Source organism: Rahnella perminowiae, from assembly GCF_019049695.1.
GTDB lineage: Bacteria > Pseudomonadota > Gammaproteobacteria > Enterobacterales > Enterobacteriaceae > Rahnella > Rahnella perminowiae.
The window spans coordinates 1-22,222 of sequence record NZ_JAFMOT010000168.1; the positions used below are offsets into that span (position 1 = coordinate 1).

General features: G+C 50.8%; 18 protein-coding genes and 1 pseudogene. 10 read left to right on the top strand and 9 right to left on the bottom strand.

All coding sequences use genetic code 11. The features are described from left to right. The first annotated feature begins 171 nt into the window (after window positions 1–171). Both ompC and J1781_RS08430 read left to right on the top strand, forming a co-directional pair. On the top strand, window positions 172–1,305 hold the full coding sequence (gene ompC, locus J1781_RS08425; RefSeq protein WP_129953543.1) for a porin OmpC: 1,134 nt from the start codon (window positions 172–174) through the stop codon (window positions 1,303–1,305). Between the two features lie 210 nt (window positions 1,306–1,515). Next, complete coding sequence (locus tag J1781_RS08430) at window positions 1,516–2,001, top strand: RrF2 family transcriptional regulator (RefSeq protein ID WP_129953544.1); 486 nt, start codon at window positions 1,516–1,518, stop codon at window positions 1,999–2,001. Between the two features lie 99 nt (window positions 2,002–2,100). On the opposite strand, the gene J1781_RS08435 is transcribed toward J1781_RS08430, so the two are convergent. Beyond that, on the bottom strand, window positions 2,101–5,253 hold the full coding sequence (locus J1781_RS08435; RefSeq protein WP_129953545.1) for an efflux RND transporter permease subunit: 3,153 nt from the start codon (window positions 5,251–5,253) through the stop codon (window positions 2,101–2,103). Window positions 5,254–5,269: 16 nt separating this feature from the next. After that, window positions 5,270–6,433, bottom strand: a complete 1,164-nt coding sequence (locus tag J1781_RS08440) for an efflux RND transporter periplasmic adaptor subunit (protein ID WP_129953741.1) — start codon at window positions 6,431–6,433, stop codon at window positions 5,270–5,272. A 418-nt stretch (window positions 6,434–6,851) separates the two neighbouring features. Here J1781_RS08440 and J1781_RS08445 point away from each other — a divergent pair, with 418 nt between their 5' ends. Continuing rightward, window positions 6,852–7,208 carry a helix-turn-helix domain-containing protein gene (locus J1781_RS08445; protein WP_013577757.1) on the top strand — a complete coding sequence of 119 codons (357 nt, stop codon included), beginning with the start codon at window positions 6,852–6,854 and terminating at the stop codon, window positions 7,206–7,208. Window positions 7,209–7,294: 86 nt separating this feature from the next. Here J1781_RS08445 and J1781_RS26480 read toward each other — a convergent pair. Next, window positions 7,295–7,655 (bottom strand): annotated as a pseudogene (locus J1781_RS26480) (Tn3 family transposase); the annotation flags it as partial. Between the two features lie 141 nt (window positions 7,656–7,796). Here J1781_RS26480 and J1781_RS08450 point away from each other — a divergent pair. The 4 genes from J1781_RS08450 to J1781_RS08465 all read left to right on the top strand — a co-directional run bounded on the left by J1781_RS08450 (window position 7,797) and on the right by J1781_RS08465 (window position 10,753). Further along, window positions 7,797–8,114, top strand: coding sequence for a hypothetical protein (locus J1781_RS08450; protein ID WP_238483497.1), 318 nt, complete (start codon window positions 7,797–7,799; stop codon window positions 8,112–8,114). Then, window positions 8,111–8,806, top strand: coding sequence for a DUF2931 family protein (locus tag J1781_RS08455; RefSeq protein ID WP_217233433.1), 696 nt, complete (start codon window positions 8,111–8,113; stop codon window positions 8,804–8,806). The genes J1781_RS08450 and J1781_RS08455 overlap by 4 nt, the downstream gene beginning before the upstream one ends. Window positions 8,807–9,284: 478 nt before the next feature. After that, window positions 9,285–10,046, top strand: coding sequence for a 2-dehydro-3-deoxy-D-gluconate 5-dehydrogenase KduD (gene kduD, locus J1781_RS08460; RefSeq protein ID WP_129953548.1), 762 nt, complete (start codon window positions 9,285–9,287; stop codon window positions 10,044–10,046). Window positions 10,047–10,114: 68 nt separating this feature from the next. Next, window positions 10,115–10,753, top strand: coding sequence for an RpiB/LacA/LacB family sugar-phosphate isomerase (locus J1781_RS08465; RefSeq protein ID WP_129953549.1), 639 nt, complete (start codon window positions 10,115–10,117; stop codon window positions 10,751–10,753). 67 nt (window positions 10,754–10,820) lie between these two features. Here the strand turns inward: J1781_RS08465 and J1781_RS08470 are convergent, their stop codons facing one another. Both J1781_RS08470 and J1781_RS08475 read right to left on the bottom strand, forming a co-directional pair. After that, window positions 10,821–11,141: a cupin domain-containing protein gene (locus J1781_RS08470; protein ID WP_129953550.1), complete on the bottom strand. Its 321-nt coding sequence runs from the start codon at window positions 11,139–11,141 to the stop codon at window positions 10,821–10,823. Window positions 11,142–11,144: 3 nt separating this feature from the next. Next, window positions 11,145–12,326: an oligogalacturonate lyase family protein gene (locus J1781_RS08475; RefSeq protein ID WP_217233434.1), complete on the bottom strand. Its 1,182-nt coding sequence runs from the start codon at window positions 12,324–12,326 to the stop codon at window positions 11,145–11,147. Window positions 12,327–12,618: 292 nt separating this feature from the next. Here J1781_RS08475 and proP point away from each other — a divergent pair, with 292 nt between their 5' ends. Next, the gene (gene proP, locus J1781_RS08480) at window positions 12,619–14,121 is read left to right on the top strand and encodes a glycine betaine/L-proline transporter ProP (protein ID WP_129953552.1); all 1,503 of its coding nucleotides are present in this window, start codon (window positions 12,619–12,621) and stop codon (window positions 14,119–14,121) included. Between the two features lie 122 nt (window positions 14,122–14,243). After that, a complete protein-coding gene (gene amyA / locus J1781_RS08485; protein ID WP_217219411.1) occupies window positions 14,244–15,725 on the top strand; it encodes an alpha-amylase in 1,482 nt (493 codons plus the stop codon). Between the two features lie 33 nt (window positions 15,726–15,758). Here amyA and J1781_RS08490 read toward each other — a convergent pair whose 3' ends face one another. Genes J1781_RS08490 through J1781_RS08500 form a run of 3 tightly spaced genes read right to left on the bottom strand, consistent with a single transcriptional unit; the run spans window position 15,759 to window position 20,036 of the window. Beyond that, window positions 15,759–17,090, bottom strand: coding sequence for a J domain-containing protein (locus J1781_RS08490; RefSeq protein WP_238483498.1), 1,332 nt, complete (start codon window positions 17,088–17,090; stop codon window positions 15,759–15,761). Then, complete coding sequence (locus J1781_RS26145; protein WP_238483183.1) at window positions 17,087–18,346, bottom strand: hypothetical protein; 1,260 nt, start codon at window positions 18,344–18,346, stop codon at window positions 17,087–17,089. Before J1781_RS26145 ends, J1781_RS08490 begins: the two co-directional genes overlap by 4 nt. 4 nt (window positions 18,347–18,350) lie before the next feature. Further along, entirely contained in the window at window positions 18,351–20,036 is a 1,686-nt protein-coding gene (locus J1781_RS08500; protein ID WP_217219409.1) for an Hsp70 family protein, read from the bottom strand. A 371-nt stretch (window positions 20,037–20,407) separates the two neighbouring features. On the opposite strand from J1781_RS08500, the gene J1781_RS08505 reads away from it, so the two are divergent. After that, entirely contained in the window at window positions 20,408–21,088 is a 681-nt protein-coding gene (locus tag J1781_RS08505) for a type 1 glutamine amidotransferase domain-containing protein (protein WP_217219408.1), read from the top strand. A gap of 58 nt (window positions 21,089–21,146) precedes the next feature. Here the strand turns inward: J1781_RS08505 and fbaB are convergent, their stop codons facing one another. After that, window positions 21,147–22,196 carry a class I fructose-bisphosphate aldolase gene (gene fbaB, locus J1781_RS08510; RefSeq protein ID WP_129991015.1) on the bottom strand — a complete coding sequence of 350 codons (1,050 nt, stop codon included), beginning with the start codon at window positions 22,194–22,196 and terminating at the stop codon, window positions 21,147–21,149. Window positions 22,197–22,222: the final 26 nt, after the last annotated feature.

Here is a 22,222-nt window from a genome sequence, read left to right on the forward strand (position 1 = left end):
ATATATTAATTACCCCTCCAGAAATAACTAGCAATAAATAATAAAATTAAAAATGATAATTTACCTACTGACCCGCGGAACTCTGTAGGTAATATTAATACGAGTCTGACTCATTGATAATACATATATAATAATTTAAAACATCCAATCAAATGATAAAGGAATGACATCATGAAATTAAAAGCATTGGCACTTATTATCCCGGCATTACTGGTTGCAGGCGCAGCGCATTCTGCTGAGGTCTATAATAAAGACGGCAATAAATTGGATCTGTACGGCAAAGTGGATGGTTTGCATTATTTCTCTGATGATGCAGGCAAAGATGGCGATCAGACCTATGCGCGTGTGGGCTTTAAAGGCGAAACTCAGATTGCTGACCAACTGACCGGATATGGTCAGTGGGAATACAATATTCAGGCTAACAATACAGAGAGCAGCGGTACATCTGGCAACGCAACCCGTCTGGGCTTTGCAGGTCTGAAATTCGGTGATTTCGGCTCATTCGACTACGGCCGTAACTACGGTGTTGTGTATGATATTGAAGCATGGACCGATATGTTGCCAGAGTTCGGTGGTGATACTTACACCACGCCTGATAACTTTATGGTTGGCCGTACCAACGGGGTTGCCACTTACCGCAACACTGACTTCTTCGGCGAAGTAAAAGGCTGGAATTTCGCACTGCAATACCAGGGTGCAAATGATGGCGATAATAATAGCGAAGATTTCCAGTTTGGTGAAGGCACTAACAATGGTCGTGACGTGCGTCATCAGAACGGTGATGGTTTCGGTATTTCTACCACTTATGATTTCGGCATGGGTATTACGGCCGGGGCTGCCTATGCATCTTCTGATCGTACGAATGATCAAATTGCCTATACAAACGCTGATGGCGATAAAGCTGATGTGTGGACAGTGGGCGCGAAATACGATGCAAACAATGTCTATCTGGCTACCATGTATTCTGAAACCCGCAACATGACCCTTTATGGCAGTGACGGCGTGGCAAATAAAACTCAGAACTTTGAAATTACCGCACAATACCAATTCGATTTTGGTCTGCGTCCTGAAGTTTCTTACCTGCAATCCAAAGGTAAGAATCTGAATGAAGATACCAGCCGTACCGATAACGATCATGACTTAGTTAAATATGTTTCTGTGGGTACCAGCTATTACTTCAACAAAAACATGTCTACCTACGTTGATTACAAAATCAACCTGCTGGACAATGATGATGACTTCTATAAAACCAACAATATTTCTACCGATGATATCGTAGCGGTTGGTCTGGTTTATCAGTTCTAATTTCTGAAACTTCTTATTGAATGTTCTGAGTACAAAACCCGTCTTAGGATGGGTTTTTTTGTGCCCAAAAACGTGATTATCTGTGCCTTTGGGAGGTGTCTGCCTTCAATAATGCAACAGTGTTTGTTATATTATTGACCAGATCACGTACGGGGCAATTCCTCTGTGATACGGTGCTTTACCTAAGACTTGGTTTCTCAGGACAATGACATGTTAGATTATCGCTTTCCGACAGCTATGCAGATGGTGTTTTGTATCGCTCAGTCCCAAAAGGCTGGCCAGCGCTGCACCAGTGCGATTTTAGCAACGGGTCTGGAAGCCAACTCCAGTTTTATCCGCAAACTGATGGTGCCGCTGACGCAGCATGGCATCATCGTTTCCACTCTCGGCCGTACCGGTTCGATCACGCTTGGCCGCCCGGCGGAAGAAATCACGCTTCGCGACATTTATTGCGCAGTGATTGAAGATAAACGTCTGTGGGCAGCCCGCCCGGACGTACCCGCCCGCTGCGTTGTCAGTGCCAACGCGTGCACGTATTTCAAAAATATCGTCAGCGAAGCTGAAGAAGCATCATTTCAGGTATTGGCCCGTCATACGGTCGCTGATGCGCTGGCTGAGTTCGAACGCGGTGGCAAGTACAAATGTACCAAAGACCTGGCTTCGCAATACGCCGAAGATTCTCTCTGCTCAAAATAGAGTGCTATAAGCCAGTCCGCGCACATCGTGCTTAAAAAAAACCTGTAAAAAAGCCGGGATATTCTCCCGGCTTTTTGCATTGTGGTTATCTGAAGAGCGTTATGCTACTTGCGTTTCCAGCACCGCTTTCTTACGCGTCACCAGCTTACGCAGCGCGACATAAAATACAGGCGTCAGGAACAGACCGAACAACGTCACTCCCAACATGCCGGAAAATACGGTGATTCCGGTAACGCCTCGCACTTCAGCACCCGCACCGTGACCGAGGATCAACGGGACAGTCCCGGCGATAAACGCAATCGAGGTCATCACGATAGGGCGCAGACGCAGACGACATGCCTCAAGCGCGGATTCGATAATCCCTTTACCTTGCAATTCAAGCTCACGGGCGAACTCAACAATCAGAATCGCATTCTTACATGCCAGCCCCATCAGCACTACCAGGCCGACCTGAACAAACACATTGTTATCGCCCCCCGTCAGCCACACACCGAACAAGGCCGATAGCATGGTCATTGGCACAATCAGGATCACCGCCAGCGGCAGCGTCCAGCTTTCATACAGTGCAGCAAGTACCAGGAACGCCAGCAATACGGACATCGGGAATACAATCAACGCCGCATTACCTTGTGTTGACTGCTGATAGCTCAGATCAGTCCATTCGATATTCATACCATTCGGTAACAGGTTTTTCGACATTGCGGTCAGCTCCGTCATTGCCTGCGTCGAAGAAAGCACACGCGGATCGGCATCACCGATTAAATCTGCTGCCGGATAACCGTTATAGCGGATTACCGGGTCAGGGCCGTAAGTGGTGGTAATGTTCAGCATACTGCCGATGGGTACCATTTCACCTTTATCGTTACGGGTACGCAGATTGGCAATGTCTTCCACGGTGTCACGGAACTGTCCATCCGCCTGCGCCATTACTTTCCATGTACGACCGAATCGGTTGAAATCATTGATATAAGACGAGCCGAGATAGACCTGCAACGTGCTGAACAGTTCATCAAGTGATACGCCCTGAGCCTTAGCTTTGTCACGGTCAATATGTGCGTCGAGCTGCGGCACGTTAGCCTGATAGGAGGAAATCGGATACCCCATTCCCGGCGTCTGCATAATAGCGCCCGACATGGTGTTAATCGCGGTTTGCAATGCACCATAACCCAGCCCCGCGCGATCCTGCACATACAGGGAATAACCTGAACCCTGACCTAACCCGAGGATCGGCGGCGGCATAATGGAAAACGCGAACCCTTCCTGAATCTGCGAAATTTTGGCGTTTATTTCCGCATTAATTTCCGCCGCCGTACGGGTACGTTCACTCAGCGGTTTCAACGCAAAGAACACCGTGCCGGTATTCGGCGTATTGGTGAACTGCAGCGCGTTCAACCCGGGGAATGCCACCGCATCAATGACGCCATCGGTACTTAAACCCATTGCGCTGATTTTGCGGATCACCGCATCAGTGCGGGATAATGACGCACCTTCCGGCATTTTCACACCTGCAATCAGGTACAGTTTATCCTGCGTCGGAATAAAGCCCCCCGGCACAGCTTTGAACATAAATGCAGCCGCGCATAACAACAGAACGTAGACCACAAATACCGCGCCACGACGTCCCAACGTTTTAGACACAGCATTCTGATAACGATGTGAACTGGCATTAAAGAACCGGTTGAACGGTCGGAAAATCCAGCCAAAAAGTCGGTCGATGAGCCGCGAGGGCATGTCTTTCGGCGTACCGTGCGATTTCAGCAACAATGCCGCAAGAGCAGGGGACAATGTCAGCGAGTTGATGGCCGAAATCACAGTTGAAATAGCGATAGTCACCGCAAACTGCTTGTAGAACTGACCGGTTACCCCCGACAGAAACGCCATCGGCACAAATACCGCGCACAGCACCAGTGCGATAGCCACGATCGGCCCGGACACCTCCCGCATCGCCTGATGCGCAGCATCCCTTGGCGCAAGTCCTTCCTCAATGTTTCGCTCGACGTTTTCCACCACAACAATGGCGTCATCGACGACTATCCCTATCGCCAGCACCAGTCCGAACAGGCTGAGCGTATTGAGTGAAAATCCGAGCAAATACAGGATGCTGAATGTCCCTATCACTGAGATCGGTACCGCCAGCAGAGGAATGATCGACGCACGCCAGGTTTGGAGGAACAGGATAACAACCAGCACGACCAGCACGACGGCTTCCAGCAATGTGTGAACCACCGCACTGATGGAATCCCGGACAAACACCGTCGGGTCATACGGCGCACGCCAGGTCATGCCTTCCGGGAAACGGGTTGCCAGTTCAGTCATTTTGGCTCGTACCGCATCTGACAAATCAATCGCATTCGCTCCGGGAGACTGGAAGATACCAATCCCGACTGCGTCTTTATTATTAAGCTGCGATCGCAGGGCATAGCTACCGGACCCCATTTCAATACGCGCCACATCACGCAGACGGACAATTTCGCCATTATCACCGCTTTTCAGGATAATTTTGCCGAACTCATCTTCATCTTTCAGACGCCCCTGTGCATTGATGGAAAGCAGATAGTCACTGTCCTTCGGCATCGGTTCAGCGCCCAACTGACCGGCAGAGACCTGCACATTCTGTTCCTGCATGGCTTTCACAATGTCAGAAGCCGTCAGACCTCGGGCCGCAACTTTGTTCGGATCCAGCCACACGCGCATGGCATATTCGCCTGCACCGAAAATCTGAATCTGCCCGACACCCGGCAAACGCGCCAGTTCATCTTTCACCTTCAGCGTGGCGTAGTTACTCAGATACAGCGAATCATACTTGCCGGAAGGTGATACCAGATGCACCACCAGCGTTAACGTTGGCGACTGCTTCTGTGTGGTCACACCCTGACGGCGGACATCTTCCGGCAGACGTGCTTCAGCCTGCGCGACCCGGTTTTGCACCTGAACCTGAGCCTGATCCGGATCGGTACCCGGACGGAAAGTGACCGTTGTCACCAGAACGCCGTCAGAACCGGCGACGGATTTCATGTACACCATATTTTCGACGCCGTTAATCGCTTCTTCCAGCGGCGTCGCAACGGTTTCTGCAATCACTTTCGGGTTGGCGCCCGGATATTCAGCACGAACCTGAACGCTTGGCGGTACCACGTTAGGGTATTCACTGACAGGCAGCAAGGGGATAGCAATTGCCCCGGTAACTAAAATCAGAATCGACAAAACGGCCGCAAAAATCGGCCTGTCGATGAAAAAGCGGGAAAAGTCCATGAGTCAGGATTCTCTTTTATTGAACGGCAGGGGCGGCCGGCGTGACAGTGTTAGCCACCATGCTGACGGTTTTGGCGTTGACCGGCATGCCCGGCATAAACACTTTCTGTACGCCGTCGATGATCACACGGTCACCGGCTTCCAGGCCTTTCTGTATGATACGTAAGCCTGCGTATGTGCGGCCAATTTCCACATCACGGCGCTGTGCCTTGCCATCTTTATCAACCACATAAACGAATTTACGATCCTGGTCGGTAAGAATGGCTTTATCGTCCACCAGCATGGCATTGAACTGTGCGCTGCCCGGCATTTGAACCCGGGCAAACAATCCCGGCGTAAAGGTACGGTCACGGTTATCCAACAGGGCACGCATGCGGATGGTGCCGGTGCCGGAGTTGAGCTGGTTGTCAGTAAAATCAACCACACCCTGATGCGGGTAACCGTTTTCACCGACCAATCCGACATGCACCGGCAAGCGATTTTGCGGGCTGTCGTTCAATTTCCCTTCGCGGGCCAGCGCCTGGTAACGCAGGAAAGTCCCTTCATCAACGTCGAAATATACATAGACTGTGTCGAGTGACACCAGCGTGGTCAGTACGCTCGCGCTGTCACCTGCAGTCACCAAATTACCGGTCGTGATCATCGCACGGCTGGCGCGGCCATCAATCGGGGAAGTAACACGGGTGAAATCAAGATTAAGTTGGGCCATGTCCAGCTGTGCCTGTGCAGCCAGTACATCAGACTGTGCCTGCGACGCTGCCGAACGACGTTGCTCCGCGACTTCTTTCGACACGGCCAGCGTCCCGATCAGCGCTTCTGTTCGTGCAGATTCACTTCGTGCCAGACTGGCCTGATTGCGCGCGCGCACCAGTTCAGCCTGCGCCTGTTCCTGTGCAGCCCGGTAAGTACGATCATCAATGGTGAACAGTACCTGACCCTTTTTCACTTCCTGGCCTTCCTGATAATTCACTTTATCGATGTAACCGGACACGCGTGGCCGCAGTTGTACACTTTGTACCGCTTCCACACGCCCGTTAAAGGCATCCCACTGACTGATTGGCTTAATTAACACATCTGCCACGCTGACCTGCGGAGCAGGCGGTGCGGCATTTTGCGCCACGCTGTTGTCACACCCGGCGAGCAGGGCAACCATCAGCGCAACCCCTGAAAGGCGCAACATTAAAGGCGTACCAATGACGTGGTCGCGTACAACAACCTGTGATTTTTGCAGGTTCATCATTATTTTTTATTTCCAGTGTGTAAGTGCTGCCAGGCAATACACCGGCCTGTCCGCCGGGTAACGTCCTTTGCCTGAACCGACTTTTTTGGGACTTGTGCCGTTCATCAGCACAATAATGTATCAAATACTGATACAATTGATTCGTGAGGATTGTAGAGATGCGCTTACTAAACTGCAAGAATTACTGTTACACTTTATGTGCTATTTTACAGAACGTTTACCTGGGGAAATGAGACTATCCTGTAACCGTCAATTAAATGCAATAGTAAAACTTGCATTTAACCAAAAACTGGGTCAACGTATAAAAAGACGAGTCGCCCTCGGGGGGCGCAAACAAAAAAAAAGCAGGAGACTGGCCATGAGAACCGAGGATTTCATTCACGACCTGATCGAGTGGATCGATCACAATCTGGAAGAACGACTGGATATTAAAACGGTCGCCAAGCGGGCTGGTTATTCCCGCTGGTACCTGCAGCGGATGTTTAAAGAGCACACCGGCCTGCCGATGGGGGAATACATTCGTGAGAAAAAACTGAAGAAATCTGCCGATATGCTGGCCAGCAGCGGCGAGCCTATCGTCAGCGTTGCGATTTCGCTGGGCTTCGACTCACAACAGTCCTTCACCCGCAGTTTCAAACGACAGTTTGGTCAGACTCCGGGCGACTGGCGTCGCGGGCTTAATCTGGCAACTGAATGCCAGGGCTGCCTGCACTAACTCTTATCTCTGCTTACGCTGCGTTTATCTCGTAAGCGTGTAGGGGGCCCACTGGGAAAACTGAAATATCCTACGTTTAGCCTGGTTTTATACAGACTTTTATCCACTGAGCGTAACGAACAGTATTTCCCAGCCCCTCTGCTTAAAACGGGTACGCCATACGTAATCTCCGCTCAGGTTGATATGTTCACACCCCAACGGGGAGACATGAGAAACCCATTATTTATTAAATAAATAGCTTTCTCTTCAGTGAATCAATCGCTTTTTCTTATATACCGCATTCCATAACAAGATCGCCTCAATCGGCACCATCAGCCGACTGACACAATAGCGCCGCTTCTCCAGTCCGCAATCTCTAATTTCTCTCAACCGGGGCATGAAGACCTGTCGTACAAGAGCATTTCAGTCCTCGTCGTTATTCAATCCGGCCTGTACACATCGACGCAGGAAAAGACTGAAGTCACCGGACACCCATATCACTTTCTGTAATCACCGGAGAACTTTGGGACCATTTGCTGCTGACAGAGTCTGATTTAGGTTAAGGTATGATGGACTGGATTTAACCTTTCAGATTAAAGGGACTTTCTTATGGCAAGAGACGAGAAAACAGCGCCGGGCGACACCGGCTATCACCGGTATGAAATTATCGGGGACAACACGCACCGTACCGATGTTCTGTGCAGTGAAAAAGTTATCCAGTACAGGAGGGTGCCGGTCAGGGGGATTACGCTGACAGTGGGGGTGTTCTTTGACGGTACGGGCAACAACCGAAATAATTCAAGCGACCTGCGACTGGCCTACGCGCACTGCGCAAACCTGGTGGATGAGGCGCGGACAAAGGCGTGTGCGAAGTATGAAGAACAGCAAAAAGCCCATGTGGACGCACTGGATAGGGTGTTCGGATGAGGACATTACATATTGCGATCGGGGTACTGCTGTTACTGACGGGGTGCCGCGACAGGCGAGCCGACGTGACCACCCCGCTAGGGGACGGCGTAGAGCAGTGGGGCAAAAAGCTGCCTTACGATCACTGGCAGTTTAATTTTTTTCACCCTAAAAATCTGCCCGCCCTGGTGACGCAGGTGTATCTGGAGGACGGGGATATCCAGGAAAGCATCTTCAGGCGGCTTGACCCGACAGAACCCAGCCAGAGCAGCGTGGACACATGGAGTCGTGTTGTTGGCAGTTTTTCTGCCAACTTTAATATCAGTAAGGCGCTGCCGGTAAGGATGTCAGTGTGCTGGGACTCGGTGATTGATAAAAAATCGTATGAGACGGAGATCTGGTTTGATCGGGGAACGTGGCGGCAAATGACAACGGCTTATCCTGATAATTACAAACCGGGACAGGTTTATTACCGGGATAATATGATTATTGGTCTGGCTCCCGGAGGTACGGTGCGGATCTGGCTTGAGGACAACGGTAATCATGTTGTCCCCCAACACCCGGCCAGAGAGTTCACATTGACGGGAGATAATATGTTGATATGTAAGAACGTTCCCAGCAGGATTGATTTTAATTACACCGAACGTAACGGCTACGACCCGTTTATCCGGGACTTTATCAAAGGGAAAACCTATCCATACGGTGATTGGTAGGGTTTAACGATCTGCAAAATTAAAAGGATCTTCTTGAGATCCTTTTTTACGACCAAATTTCTGGGGTAAGAATTTTGTTTAAAAAAGCCTTTTCATAGAAGAGATTACGTTTTGCAAATGGATCTCGCGTACCGCTGGCCCGGCATCCCCGCCGGGCAGTGAATGGTCCATCCGAACAAAAACCCATTTTATTCCTCTCTGTCCTCCGGATTATTTATTCAGGGGCTTTGCCCTGCATCCTTTCTTCTTGTCTGCGCCCTGTTTTTGACATTTACCTGACACTACTCATCAGGACGTGATCAACCCAACAAAAAACGACACCAAAGTTCACATAAATTGAAATGATGTTTCAATTTCTTGAGTCGGACGAATTTTCTCGCTAAACTCCTCTTTATTATTTCGGCGCCGGGCACAGCCCGACAACCCATCGTCCTACGGAAAAGCAGATTTGCTTCCGTTTATGCATAAAGGAACCATCATGATTCTGGATAATTTCTCGCTTCAGGGAAAAGTCGCGGTAGTGACCGGATGCGATACCGGTTTGGGTCAGGGTATGGCAATCGGCCTCGCTGAGGCCGGCTGTGATATTGTAGGGATCAACATTGTCGAACCCGCAGAAACCATCGAGCGCATCGGCGCGACAGGCCGCCGTTTCCTGAGCCTGACCGCTGATCTGAGCGACACGAAAGTTATTCCGGCGCTGCTGGAACGTGCTGTCGCTGAAATGGGACATCTGGATATTCTGGTCAATAACGCCGGAATCATCCGCCGTGAAGACGCCATCGAGTTCAGCGAAAAGAACTGGGATGATGTGATGAATCTGAACATCAAATCCGTCTTCTTCATGTCGCAGGCTGTGGCGAAACAATTCATCGCTCAGGGTACCGGCGGCAAAATCATTAATATCGCGTCGATGCTTTCCTATCAGGGCGGTATCCGCGTACCTTCTTATACCGCATCAAAAAGCGCCGTCATGGGAGTGACCCGCCTGCTGGCCAACGAATGGGCGAAGCACAATATCAATGTGAACGCGATTGCGCCGGGCTATATGGCGACCAACAACACCCAGCAACTTCGCGCTGATGAAGCACGCAGCGAAGAGATTCTGGGGCGTATTCCTGCCGGCCGCTGGGGTTTGCCGTCTGATCTGATGGGGCCGGTCGTATTCCTGTCTTCACCGGCTTCAGATTATATCAACGGTTACACCATTGCGGTTGACGGGGGCTGGCTGGCCCGTTAATCACGCCAGTTATTGATAAACATTCACCGACAGCAGCGGCTCAAACCGCTGCCCAAAGAGGAAATCTCATGAAAATTGCATTGATGATGGAAAACAGTCAGGCCGCTAAAAACGCGATCATCCTGAAAGAACTTAACGCCGTAGCTTCGGAAAAAGAGTATCCGGTCTTCAACGTGGGCATGTCTGATGAACAGGATCACCATCTGACTTACATCCATCTGGGCATCATGGCCAGTATCCTGCTTAATTCAAAAGCGGTGGATTTTGTGGTTGCAGGCTGCGGTACCGGCCAGGGCGCACTGATGTCTCTGAATATTCATCCGGGCGTTAACTGCGGTTATTGCATTGATCCGGCTGATGCCTTCCTGTTTGCGCAAATCAACAACGGCAACGCATTATCGCTGCCATTTGCTAAAGGCTTCGGCTGGGGTGCAGAGCTGAACGTACGCTTCATCTTCGAAAAGGCCTTTACCGGCGTGAAAGGCGAAGGCTATCCGGCTGACCGCAAAGAACCTCAGGTACGCAACGCCGGTATTCTGAATCAGGTGAAAGCCGCAGTGGTAAAAGAAAACTATCTGGATACCCTGCGTGCCATCGATCCGGAACTGGTGAAAACCGCCGTGACAGGCGAACGTTTCCAGAAATGTTTCTTCGAAAACTGCCAGAACAAAGAGATCGAAACCTTCGTGCGTGAAATCCTCGCGTAAGATTACGTGTTTTGTGGTGTCAAAAAAACCGGTGCTCATGGCACCGGTTTTTTATGGTCTGAAAGAATTATAAAAAATCTTGTCGTTGCGGCGTAAACGTGTCGAGCAACACACCTTTCTCCAGACACACGCAGCCGTGCATGATGTACGGTTTTTTATACAGCGTATCGCCTGCACTCACTTCGCGGGTTTCTTCACCGATAGTGAATTTGAAACGGCCGGATAACACATAGGTCAGTTGTTCGTGAACATGGTTATGCATCGGGCCGACGGCGCCTTCTTCAAAGTATACTTCAACGGCCATCATGGTGCCGTCATGCGCCAGAACACGACGGCTCACACCGTCCCCCAGATCCTGTAAAGGAATATCTTTTTTAAAGGTAAACATTGGTTAATCCTTGCGTAATGAACTGAGCAGGGCATCCGGAATTTCCGCCAGATACAGCGCCGGTAAGCCTTCATAATCGGTGGTGAAAAGCACATGACGATCGTCGGGTGAGAAAGAAGGGTGCGGATGCGTCACCTGACGGTCGCCGTCCAGCACCTGCCAGGAGCTGTTATGCGCGGCCAGCGGTGCATACCGGCGGGTCCGGGTGTCGAAAATATACAACCACGGATCGTTTTCAATCGTATGACTTGCGGTGTCTTTCACATCAACCGGCGTACCGGAGCCATCACCGACCAGCAGTGTACCGTTGTCATTACTCATCAGATGCGAGCAGGCTGGCATAGTCATCAGACAGATATCTTCGCCGGTTTGCGGGTCGAAACGGCGGATATGGCGGTCATGTTGGCCTTTCAGATAAGACACATAAATAAGTGCAGAGCCGTCCGGTACCCAGAATTCGTGCGTACAGCTTTCTCCCGGTGCATGTTCTTTTACCTTGCGGACATCACTGCCGTCTTCATTCACCAGCCACATACGTGCATCAACCAGGTCATGCGGGCCTTCGTGACAGAAAGCGACGGTGTGGTCATCAAACGGGCGATAAATCGGGTGTCCGAGCCATTCATTTTTCTCGTGGATCACGCGGGATTTTCCGTTGAGTAAATCGACACATAACAGTCTGCAGTGCGGATTACTGTGATAGAAATCCTGGAAGATTTTCCAGTCTGACAGTGGCGTCCAGTCCTCACGACTGATTTCGATACCCACCAGACGGGTGCATTCGCTGTTGGCCACCCAGGTGCCATAGCCAACCCATTCTTCCGGCACCTGATATACCGTATGTTCACTAAAATCAACCAGTTTTACGCGCTGCAGACTGCGTTCGTTTTTGACGTAGTAAAGATACTGATCATCCGGGGAGAGGAAACCGCCAAAGGTGTTATCGCCTTTGCCTTCAGTCAGCTGAGCCGCTTTCTGCGTTTGCAAGTCCAGCAGATAATAGTTGCGGTTGCCATCAAACTCACCGGCAAACAACAGTTTATTACCCTCGCGGGTAAAGCATTTCTGATAGAAATAGTTGCGATGACACAACACATCAGGCGGTGTTAAACGCGTCACCCGGGCACCGGTCTGAGGATCCTGAACGGTGTGGAAACTAAATTGAATCTGAGAACCTTTTGCCATGATTCACCCCATAAGTAGCATGAAATTAGCCGTTGTTCCGGCGTCCCTTTCATTAATCAAAATGCAGTTTCATTAATTTGAAAACACATTACCACTTTGTGAGTCAAAACAACGGCGGGTGAAAACAAAAGTGCAATGGTGATCACAAAACGGTTGGCTTTTGCTACAGCGTAAAACCATCCTATAATGATATAGCTTGCTCAAATATTATTGATACTCTTGATGATTAAAGAGTACGAACAAAATATCTCACGCTTACACGGTGGAGTATTTTAGAAAAGGGATGTGAAAGATGAGATTACGAAAGAAACGTGTTCAACCCATGCATATCAACGACATTACGATCATTGATGACACTAAACTGAAAAAAGCTATTACCGCCGCAGCCCTGGGTAATGCGATGGAATGGTTTGATTTCGGTGTGTATGGTTTTGTGGCATTTGCATTAGGGCAGGTGTTTTTCCCGGGGGCAGACCCGGGTATTCAGATGATTGCCGCGCTGGCAACCTTCTCCGTACCGTTCCTCGTCAGGCCTCTGGGCGGACTGTTTTTCGGCGCACTTGGCGACAAATTTGGGCGCCAGAAAGTCCTTTCCGTCACCATCATAATCATGTCCGTCAGCACCTTCTGTATCGGGCTGATACCCGGTTATGACTCCATCGGTATCTGGGCACCGATTTTGCTGTTACTGGCAAAACTGGCACAGGGATTCTCGGTTGGTGGCGAGTATACCGGTGCAGCGATTTTCGTTGCAGAATATTCTCCTGACAGAAAACGCGGCTTCCTCGGCAGCTGGCTGGATTTTGGTTCCATCGCTGGTTTTATTCTCGGTGCAGGTGTGGTGGTGCTGATTTCCAGTATCGTGGGTGAAACGAACTTCCTCGAATGGGGCTGGCGTATTCCGTTTTTCATTGCCGCTCCGCTGGGCCTGATCGGGATCTATCTGCGTCATGCACTGGAAGAAACCCCGACCTTCCAGCAACACGTCGATAAAATCGACAGCGATTCGCGTAAAGATATTGCTGAACCGCCAAGAGTCTCGTTCCGTGAAATCCTGACCAAACAATGGCGTCCGCTGATTATCTGTGTGGGCATGGTGATAGCAACAAACGTCACCTACTACATGCTGCTGACATACATGCCGAGCTATTTGTCCCACAGCCTGCATTATTCTGAAGACCACGGTGTGCTGATCATCATTGCCATCATGGTCGGCATGTTGTTCGTACAGCCGTTCATGGGGATGCTGAGTGACCGCTTCGGCCGTAAACCTTTTGTGATCATCGGCAGTATCGGCCTGTTTATACTGGCTATTCCGTGCTTCATTCTGATTAACAGTGATGTGATAGGCCTGATTTTCTTAGGTCTGCTGATCCTTGCGGTGTTGCTGAACTGCTTTATCGGTGTGATGGCGTCAACGTTACCGGCAATGTTCCCGACGCATATCCGTTACAGCGCGCTGGCAATTGCTTTCAATGTTTCGGTACTGATTGCGGGGCTTACCCCGACGATCGCCGCGTGGCTGGTGGAAGCCACTAATAATCTCTATATGCCAGCCTATTACCTGATGGTTGTGGCGATGATTGGTCTGGTGACCGGCATTTTCATGAAAGAAACCGCTAACCGTCCGCTCAAGGGCGCGACACCGGCGGCTTCAGACCGTGCAGAAGCGCGTGAAATCCTCCAGGAACATCACGACAATATCGAACAGAAAATTGAAGATATTGATGCGCAGATTGTTGAGCTTGAAGCAAAAAGAAAAAATCTGATTGCCCAGCACCCGGATATCAACTGATTCCGTTCTCAGGCAGTCTCAACGCCGGTCACTTTGCTGACCGGCTTTTTTTTGCCTTTAGTCACATTTTTTGCGTTCCTGCTCCATACTTCACTTCCTGGTCATCTGAATGGAAAGTCTGTATGCAGAATCCTACGTTGTTTCAGTTCTTTCACTGGTATTACCCGGATGGTGGGAAGCTCTGGCCGGAAGTGGCCGAAAAAGCCGCCTGGCTGGCTGAGATTGGCATTACCGCCGCCTGGCTTCCGCCTGCCTGTAAAGGCGAATCGGGTGGGTATTCGGTTGGCTATGACACTTATGATTTGTTTGATCTGGGTGAGTTTGAGCAGAAAGGTTCCCGTGCGACCAAATATGGCGACAAAGAGGGGCTGCTCGCAGCCATCAGCGCGCTGAAACAGCATAAGCTGGGCGTCATTCTTGACGTGGTGCTCAATCATAAAATGGGAGCGGATGAGAAAGAACGCGTTCAGGTTAACCGCGTTAACATGGATAACCGTGAAGAAATCAGCGATGACGTTATTGAAGCAGAGGCCTGGACGCGTTTCATTTTTGCCGCCCGTAACGGCCAGTATTCAAAGTTCATCTGGGATTTTCACTGCTTCAGCGGTGTTGACCACATTGAAAACCCGGACGAGCAAGGCATTTTCAAAATCATTAACGATTATACCGGCGGCGGCTGGAACGATCAGGTCGATGACGAATTCGGTAATTACGATTACCTGATGGGTGCCAATGTCGATTTCCGCAATAACGCAGTCAGCGAAGAGCTCAAATACTGGGGCCGCTGGATCATGGAACAAACGCACTGTACAGGGTTTCGTCTTGATGCGGTGAAACATATTCCGGCCTGGTTCTATAAAGAGTGGATTGACCATATTCAGGCACAATCGGAACAACCGATGTACCTGGTCGCAGAATACTGGTCATTCGACGTCCCGACGCTGCAAAATTACATCCGTCAGGTGGAAGGCAAAACCATGCTGTTCGATGCGCCGCTACAGCTGAATTTCCACCATGCCTCGAAACAGGGTGCGGATTACGATCTGACCACCATTTTTGATAACACACTGGTCGCTGCTGATGCTGCGCATGCGGTGACGCTGGTTGCCAACCACGACACACAGCCGTTGCAGTCTCTTGAGGCACCGGTTGAGCCGTGGTTTAAACCGCTGGCCTATGCGTTAACGTTGTTGCGCGAGCATGGCGTGCCCATCGTCTTTTATCCGGATTTATTCGGTGCAAGTTACGAAGATGAAGGAGAGGACGGAAATAATTACACCGTAAATCTGCCAGTGATCACCCATCTGGAAGCGCTGATCAGAGCCCGTCAGGGGTACGCATGGGGTGCACAAACCGATTATTTCGATCACCCGAACTGCATTGCCTTTTCCCGCAGCGGCACCGCAGAGCAACCGGGATGCGTGGTAGTGATGTCTAACGGAGAAGCCGGCGAGAAAACGATTGAGCTGGGCGACAACTTTGCCGGTAAGCAATGGCGGGACATGCTGGAAAACCGCGGGGAAGTCATTACAACCGACGAAAAAGGCAGCGCACAATTCTTTTGCGCAGCAGGGAGCGTCAGCGTCTGGATTATGACGGAGTGAAACAGGTGCGGGCGGGATTAACCGCCCGCAACGTCAACGGAATCCGAAAGCAATCAACAGTGAATACATCACCAGTAATACCACAAAGGCCACGATGCCGGCCACACCCGAGGCTTTTTTCATCAACTCCCACGGGAAAATCACCATAATAATCATCGCGTTCAATGGCACGCTGTACCATTTCCATTGTTTTGGCGCCATCATCCAGAGGACGCAAAAACTACTGGCGCTCAGTACCCCGTAATTGGTGAAAGCCATCACCATATTTCCGGTTTCAGGCTTAAACATGGTGAAGAAACCCAGCATTATTTTTACCATAATGCCGGTTGCCAGTATCGACAACACGCATTCTGTTGCGCACAACATGCGCGGGCGGTAACGTAATTTCCGCTCCAGATAACTGTAACCATGCATATATAATGCAATGAATGCTATGAGTAAAATGCGTGAGCGCCACGGTTCAGCATGTTCACGCGTCGCCAGCATGATCAGCAAAAGCCAGAAACCGGTCAGGAACACCGTTCCCCAACGCAGTGCCAGCCGGTTCTCTGCCAGGGTTTTCAGCAGTACTGAATTAATACCCGGCAACAAAGCAGGATAATACGCCCTGATTTCCCTGAGTTTATCGTGCAGGGATAGCATAAAGTCGGGTACCAGTTTCGCCCACCAGGGCACAACCGCACCTTCCTCCGTCAGCAAACGCAAACGTAGTCGATTCAGCGCGGACCCCTGATATTCGCGCGCCATAACAGACGCGTAGTAGTTCGCGCCGGTATGTTCTATCTGTGCCTGAAGCGCCTGCAGCCGTTGCGGGGAAATCCCCACCGGTTGGTAATGGTCTATTTCCCACCCCATAATGGCAGAGACTTTGAGCAGTAATGCGGAATATAATCCTTCGCGTTCACTCAATTGTGCGGCCATTTCCTGGCTAAACATCTCCCGCAATTCGAGATTTTGCAGAGAATCACTCTGCAAATAATCTGCCAGCCGTTTTATCCCCACCGTTTCGTCATCCATCATAGCGTCAATAACAGAGGGGATTTCTGCAAAAATCTGACCGCGTAACAGAGAGACGTCGTCAGATTCCTGTACGGGAGCTTTCACCGTCTCATACCGGACAGACAAAGGCGAGACGGGCGCGGCAGAAAGGTTCACAGGGGGCTTAGCAGTAGTGACAACGTCACTTAAAATGTCATCATAACCCTGACGCTTTGCCGCTTCAAAGGCTTCGCGCAGTCGCTGATACCCTTGCGGATCACTGTCAGGACGGGTGTTTTTCAGCTTTCGGGCATAAGCCCGTTTAATCACGCCCAGATCCTGAGTCGGCTCAATGCCTAAAACTGACCAAATTCCCTGTCCGCTCATTCCACCGCCCACGTAATTAACCATGAATATACAAATAACATCAGTGCGCACGCCACAACCCGTCTGACCCGGCCGGGCTTTCTGGCTTGTTCCCACGGCAACGTGAGTAAAGAAACTACACTGTTACAGACCAGATTATACCAGCGCCAGGATTTCGGGCAGATGGCCCAGGTGCAGAACAGCACGGTTATCAGCAACATAAAGAACAACGCCGGCCCGCGTCCGGGGTCATCCTGAAGATAAAGGAAGGTCGCATAAAATCCACTGAAAACCAGCCCCGACAGTGCAATGACCAGCACCGACATCAGGGTTTCCGCTACGGCATGCAGGCGGGGATACGGATGTAATAATATCCCCATGCCTTTATAACCGAAGATGCATCCCAGCACGGTAAGCGCGCTCAGCAGTGTATCGCGCAGCCAGTGCGGAGAATGGCGGGCTCCGTAAATCGCCAGCACACACCAAAAGACGGTCAGAAAAGTGGCTTCACCGCTGAGAGCAAAACGGCAACGCTTAAGGTCATTCCTCAGCCGGGAATTGACCCGCGGCAGCAGCACCGGATGATACATGGCTATCTCGTGCAAATGTGCCCTGAGACGGCCCACAAAGCCGGGAACGCATTTCATACCGAATGTCAGGTTTTTGCCTTCGACACTGAGATAATCAAATACCTTACGGCCAAAAACCGAAGCCTGAAGTTGCGTCCGCAGGGCATCCCAGTAGTGACGCCCGGCAGTACTCTCAATTTGCTGATGCAGCGCATCCAGCTGATAAACTGAAATGCCGACGGGCTGATAATGGTCAATTTCCCATTCCATCAGCGCGGCAACGTTCGCCAGCAATGAGAAGGTCAGCCCTTCATGCTCCGCCAGATCCCACGCCAGCTGCTGACTGAACATTTCACGCAACTGAAGGTTTTGCAGTAAAGTTTCTGACAGACAGACCTGCAGCTTTTCCAGGCCTGCCTGCTCATTTTCCAGCAGCAGGCTGACGATTTCTGATACCCGATGGTGAACCTGCGTCTGATTGATTAACGAATCGTCAGTAAGCGACGCAGGATGAGAAGGGTAAGTGACGTTGTCACCTGTAGTCCAAAAATATTCGCCGCGCCTGGCTGATTCAAACGCCTCCCGCAGGCGCTGATACGCTTGCGGATCCTGATCAGGCCGCGTGCTTTTTAGCTGATGCGCATAGGCCCGTTTGATGGCAGCGATGTCCTGCGTAGGTTCTATCCCGAGAACTGACCAGATCCCCATCGGACTATTCCCACCCGCTGCGCAGATGCACCAGCAGTGCCTCAAATTCCTTGCGTGCTGCCGCAATCTGACGCGCATCTTGCGTGTCGAGCACATGTTCAAAGCGATACAACTGGTCGGCAATGAACTGCCGCTGGTCGCCAAGGCTTTGTTCATAATAAGCGTTGGCTTCTGCTACCAGTTGGCGGTTTACCAATTGTTCGCGCGGATGCTGCTTAATGTTTTCAAGTTTGAGCAAGCTTTCGGTAATTTGTGCCGGCGTCAGGCTGCCTGGCGCTTTCTCGATCACCAGTTTTTCCACCTGTCCGGTGCTGGTGATTTTACATTCCACTTCCAGAATACCGTCGAGTGTGTAAGTAAAACGCACATCGGCGGTCATTTCACCTGCCGGGCGCGGAGGCACGTCAACGTTCAGCGAACCGAGCAGAATATTATCGGCTACCCGCCGCGCTTCGCCCTGATAAATGGACAAATTCAGGTACTTTTGCTGATCTGAAATGGTGACAATCGTTTCCACGCGACTCACCGGCACAAAGCTGTTGCGCTCGATCAGAGGCAGAAAATGACCGTCTTCATAGCCGTCGCCTTTAGGGCGGGAGATCCCGATACCCAGCGTAAACGGCATGACATCGGTCAGCACGATGTCATCGAGCGCCTGATCCTGCAAGGCCAGTCCGGCCTGAATACCGGCACCCAGCGCCACGGCTTCGTCCGGTTGCAAATCACTGCGCGGAAAACGGCCGAACAGACGAGCCACCGCCTGACGTACCAATGGCATTCGCGTTGCGCCGCCTACCAGCACCACATGATCCACTTCATCGGCGGAGAATTTGGCATCGCGCAGCGCCTGTATCACCGGTTTTTTCATCCGCTCCAGCGTACTCTGACAGCATTGCGCCAGAGTCTCACTGGTCAGCGTCCAGCTCAGTGAACTTTCTTTCCACTGGTACCGGAGCGTCGTACTGTCTTGTGTGGTCAGCTGGCACTTAGCTTTTTCCGCCAGCGTAATCAGCTGACCGAAAAGGGCATTATCCTCTTTGTCCAGTTGCGGATACTGCGCCAGCATCCAGCTCGCAAGGCTGCGGGTGAAGTCATCACCGCCGAGGAATACATCGCCGCTGCTGGCGCGGACTTCAATTACGCCTTCAAACATATCAATGATTGAAACGTCAAACGTGCCGCCCCCCAGATCGAACACCAGGAATTTCTGTTCCTGCTGATTCACCAGCCCGTAGGCCAGCGACGCTGCCGTCGGTTCATTGAGCAAACGTTCTACCTGCAGGCCGGCCATTTCACCGGCGGCTTTCACCGCCTTGCGCTGAATATCATTAAAATAAGCAGGGACGGTAATAATGGCGCGCTTCACCTCACAGCCACAATATTGTTCAACATCGGCTTTCAGGCTGCGCAATAAAAGAGCGGAGAGTTCCTCCGCGCGAAAGTGCTGGTGACCGAGCCGGAACTGATGATCGGTCCCCATGAAGCGTTTAAAACTGGAAAGGGTGAGGTCAGGGTGGGTAAACAAACGCGCCTGAGCAGGCGCACCGACCAGAACGTGACCGTTATCATCGAGGCCGATCACCGAGGGCGTCAGATTTTTTCCATAGACATTAGGAATCAGAACGGAATGTCCGTCTTGCCAGATGGCAACAGCGCAGTTTGAAGTGCCTAAATCTATTCCTATCAACATCCGTATCACTCCAGAAGCATAAACCGAAAACAACCGAAAGAATTTATATCGGCCGAATTTACAGAAAGTTGAGGAGAGTTTGTAGGTTGCGCGATATAAATCTTGTCAGAAAACTTACATTTATCGCGGATGAAGGTCGGAGGAGGTAATTTATTCTATAATCACTAGACGACCGGTCTAATTAAATGTATTGTTAACTCATGAACACGACAAAAGCACCTGACGCAGGCAAAACAGATTATTCGTCAGACGGATTAATCTGATACGTAACAAACGACACCTCGCGCTGAGGTGTTTTTTTGAAAGTTATTACAAGACGACTGGTCTACTATCAAGACAGTTAAACAACGTTAACAACCGGGATAAACAACATGAAAATTCTGATGGTTCTGACTTCGCACGACACACTGGGCAACACCGGCCGTAAAACAGGTTTCTGGCTGGAAGAGCTGGCGGCACCTTATTATGCGTTTCAAGATGCAGGCGCAGAAATCGTGCTGGCTTCGCCGGCCGGGGGGCAGCCACCGCTGGATCCAAAAAGTAACGAGCCAGATTTCCGCACGGAGCAAACCCGCCGCTTCGAAGCTGATGAGCAGGCAACTGCTCAACTGGCCTCTACCGTTCGTCTGGACAGTATTTCTCAGGCTGATTTCGACGCTGTCTTTTATCCGGGCGGCCATGGCCCGTTGTGGGATCTGGCCGAAGATACCACCTCCATTGAGCTGATCCAGTCATTCCAGGCAGCGGGTAAACTCGTTGCGCTGGTGTGTCATGCGCCGGGTGTCTTACGTCATGTGAAAGATGCGCAGGGTAATCCGCTGGTACAGGGCAAAAAAGTCACCGGTTTCACCAATAGCGAAGAAGCGGCGGTTGGCCTGACCGACGTGGTGCCATTCCTGGTGGAAGATGAGCTGAAATCTCTGGGAGGTGTGTATTCGAAAGGTGCTGACTGGGGATCTTATGTGGTGCAGGACGGTCTGCTGATCACCGGCCAGAATCCGGGTTCTTCCGAAGAAGCTGCAGTACTGCTGGTTGAGCAACTGAACAAATAAACAGATGCCATAAAAATGGCCGGAAGCCCAATCTTCCGGCCATTTATTATTGTAAGCCTCAGGCGATAGTGACTTTCTTGTCTAAGTACACATCCTGAACGGCGTTAATCAAACTCACACCGTCTTTCATTGATTTCTTAAAAGCTTTACGCCCCAGAATCAACCCCATCCCGCCAGCACGTTTATTGATAACCGCCGTGCGCACAGATTCCTGAATATCATTTTCGCCTGCCGCACCACCGGAGTTAATCAATCCGGCGCGTCCCATATAGCAGTTCGCTAACTGATAACGCACCAGATCAATCGGGTGAGCCGTCGTCAGTTTGGAGTAAACCCGCTCATCGGTATAGCCGAATTTAACCGCTTTGTAACCGCCGTTATTTTCCGCCATTTTCTGTTTCACGATATCTGCGCCAATGGTCGCAGCGAGATGGTTCGCCTGGCCGGTTAAGTCGGCGCTGGAGTGATAATCCATGCCGTCCTTCACAAATGCGGGATTGCGCAGATACGCCCATAAAACTGTCACCATACCCAGTTCATGCGCGCGCTCAAAGGCTGCTGAAATTTCTTCTATCTGGCGACGAGATGCTTCTGAGCCAAAATAAATGGTCGCCCCCACAGCCTGCGCACCAAGATTAAACGCCTGTTCCACACTGGCATACAGCGTCTGGTCATATTGCGTTGGATAACTCAGGGTTTCATTGTGATTGAGTTTGACCAGGAACGGGATTTTATGCGCGTAGCGGCGCGAAACGGAGGCCAGCACACCGTAAGTCGACGCCACACAGTTACATCCTGCTTCGATCGCCAACTCAACAATATTTTTAGGATCGAAATACAGCGGATTCGCAGCAAACGAGGCACCGGCGGAGTGTTCTACACCCTGATCAACCGGGAGAATCGACAGATAACCGGTACCGGCTAACCGCCCGGTGTTATACAAATTTTGCATCGCAGCCAGTACGCGCGGAGAACGGTTATTGTCGATCATCACACGGTCAACAAAATCGGCACCCGGCAGGTACAGCTGGTCTGAAGTGATGGTGGAACATTGATGCTGAAGAAGTGAATCGGCTTCTTTGCCTAACAACGCAGTGATATCAGTCATAATGGACTCCGTTTCTGCTCTGTGCG

What these genes read in the sequence shown, in the direction of transcription:
- ompC (WP_129953543.1), top strand. Translation starts at nt 172, where the DNA reads ATGAAATTAAAAGCATTGGCACTTATTATCCCGGCATTACTGGTTGCA.
- J1781_RS08430 (WP_129953544.1), top strand. Translation starts at nt 1,516, where the DNA reads ATGTTAGATTATCGCTTTCCGACAGCTATGCAGATGGTGTTTTGTATC.
- J1781_RS08435 (WP_129953545.1), bottom strand. Translation starts at nt 5,253, where the DNA reads ATGGACTTTTCCCGCTTTTTCATCGACAGGCCGATTTTTGCGGCCGTT.
- J1781_RS08440 (WP_129953741.1), bottom strand. Translation starts at nt 6,433, where the DNA reads ATGTTGCGCCTTTCAGGGGTTGCGCTGATGGTTGCCCTGCTCGCCGGG.
- J1781_RS08445 (WP_013577757.1), top strand. Translation starts at nt 6,852, where the DNA reads ATGAGAACCGAGGATTTCATTCACGACCTGATCGAGTGGATCGATCAC.
- J1781_RS08450 (WP_238483497.1), top strand. Translation starts at nt 7,797, where the DNA reads ATGGCAAGAGACGAGAAAACAGCGCCGGGCGACACCGGCTATCACCGG.
- J1781_RS08455 (WP_217233433.1), top strand. Translation starts at nt 8,111, where the DNA reads ATGAGGACATTACATATTGCGATCGGGGTACTGCTGTTACTGACGGGG.
- kduD (WP_129953548.1), top strand. Translation starts at nt 9,285, where the DNA reads ATGATTCTGGATAATTTCTCGCTTCAGGGAAAAGTCGCGGTAGTGACC.
- J1781_RS08465 (WP_129953549.1), top strand. Translation starts at nt 10,115, where the DNA reads ATGAAAATTGCATTGATGATGGAAAACAGTCAGGCCGCTAAAAACGCG.
- J1781_RS08470 (WP_129953550.1), bottom strand. Translation starts at nt 11,141, where the DNA reads ATGTTTACCTTTAAAAAAGATATTCCTTTACAGGATCTGGGGGACGGT.
- J1781_RS08475 (WP_217233434.1), bottom strand. Translation starts at nt 12,326, where the DNA reads ATGGCAAAAGGTTCTCAGATTCAATTTAGTTTCCACACCGTTCAGGAT.
- proP (WP_129953552.1), top strand. Translation starts at nt 12,619, where the DNA reads ATGAGATTACGAAAGAAACGTGTTCAACCCATGCATATCAACGACATT.
- amyA (WP_217219411.1), top strand. Translation starts at nt 14,244, where the DNA reads ATGCAGAATCCTACGTTGTTTCAGTTCTTTCACTGGTATTACCCGGAT.
- J1781_RS08490 (WP_238483498.1), bottom strand. Translation starts at nt 17,090, where the DNA reads ATGAGCGGACAGGGAATTTGGTCAGTTTTAGGCATTGAGCCGACTCAG.
- J1781_RS26145 (WP_238483183.1), bottom strand. Translation starts at nt 18,346, where the DNA reads ATGGGGATCTGGTCAGTTCTCGGGATAGAACCTACGCAGGACATCGCT.
- J1781_RS08500 (WP_217219409.1), bottom strand. Translation starts at nt 20,036, where the DNA reads ATGTTGATAGGAATAGATTTAGGCACTTCAAACTGCGCTGTTGCCATC.
- J1781_RS08505 (WP_217219408.1), top strand. Translation starts at nt 20,408, where the DNA reads ATGAAAATTCTGATGGTTCTGACTTCGCACGACACACTGGGCAACACC.
- fbaB (WP_129991015.1), bottom strand. Translation starts at nt 22,196, where the DNA reads ATGACTGATATCACTGCGTTGTTAGGCAAAGAAGCCGATTCACTTCTT.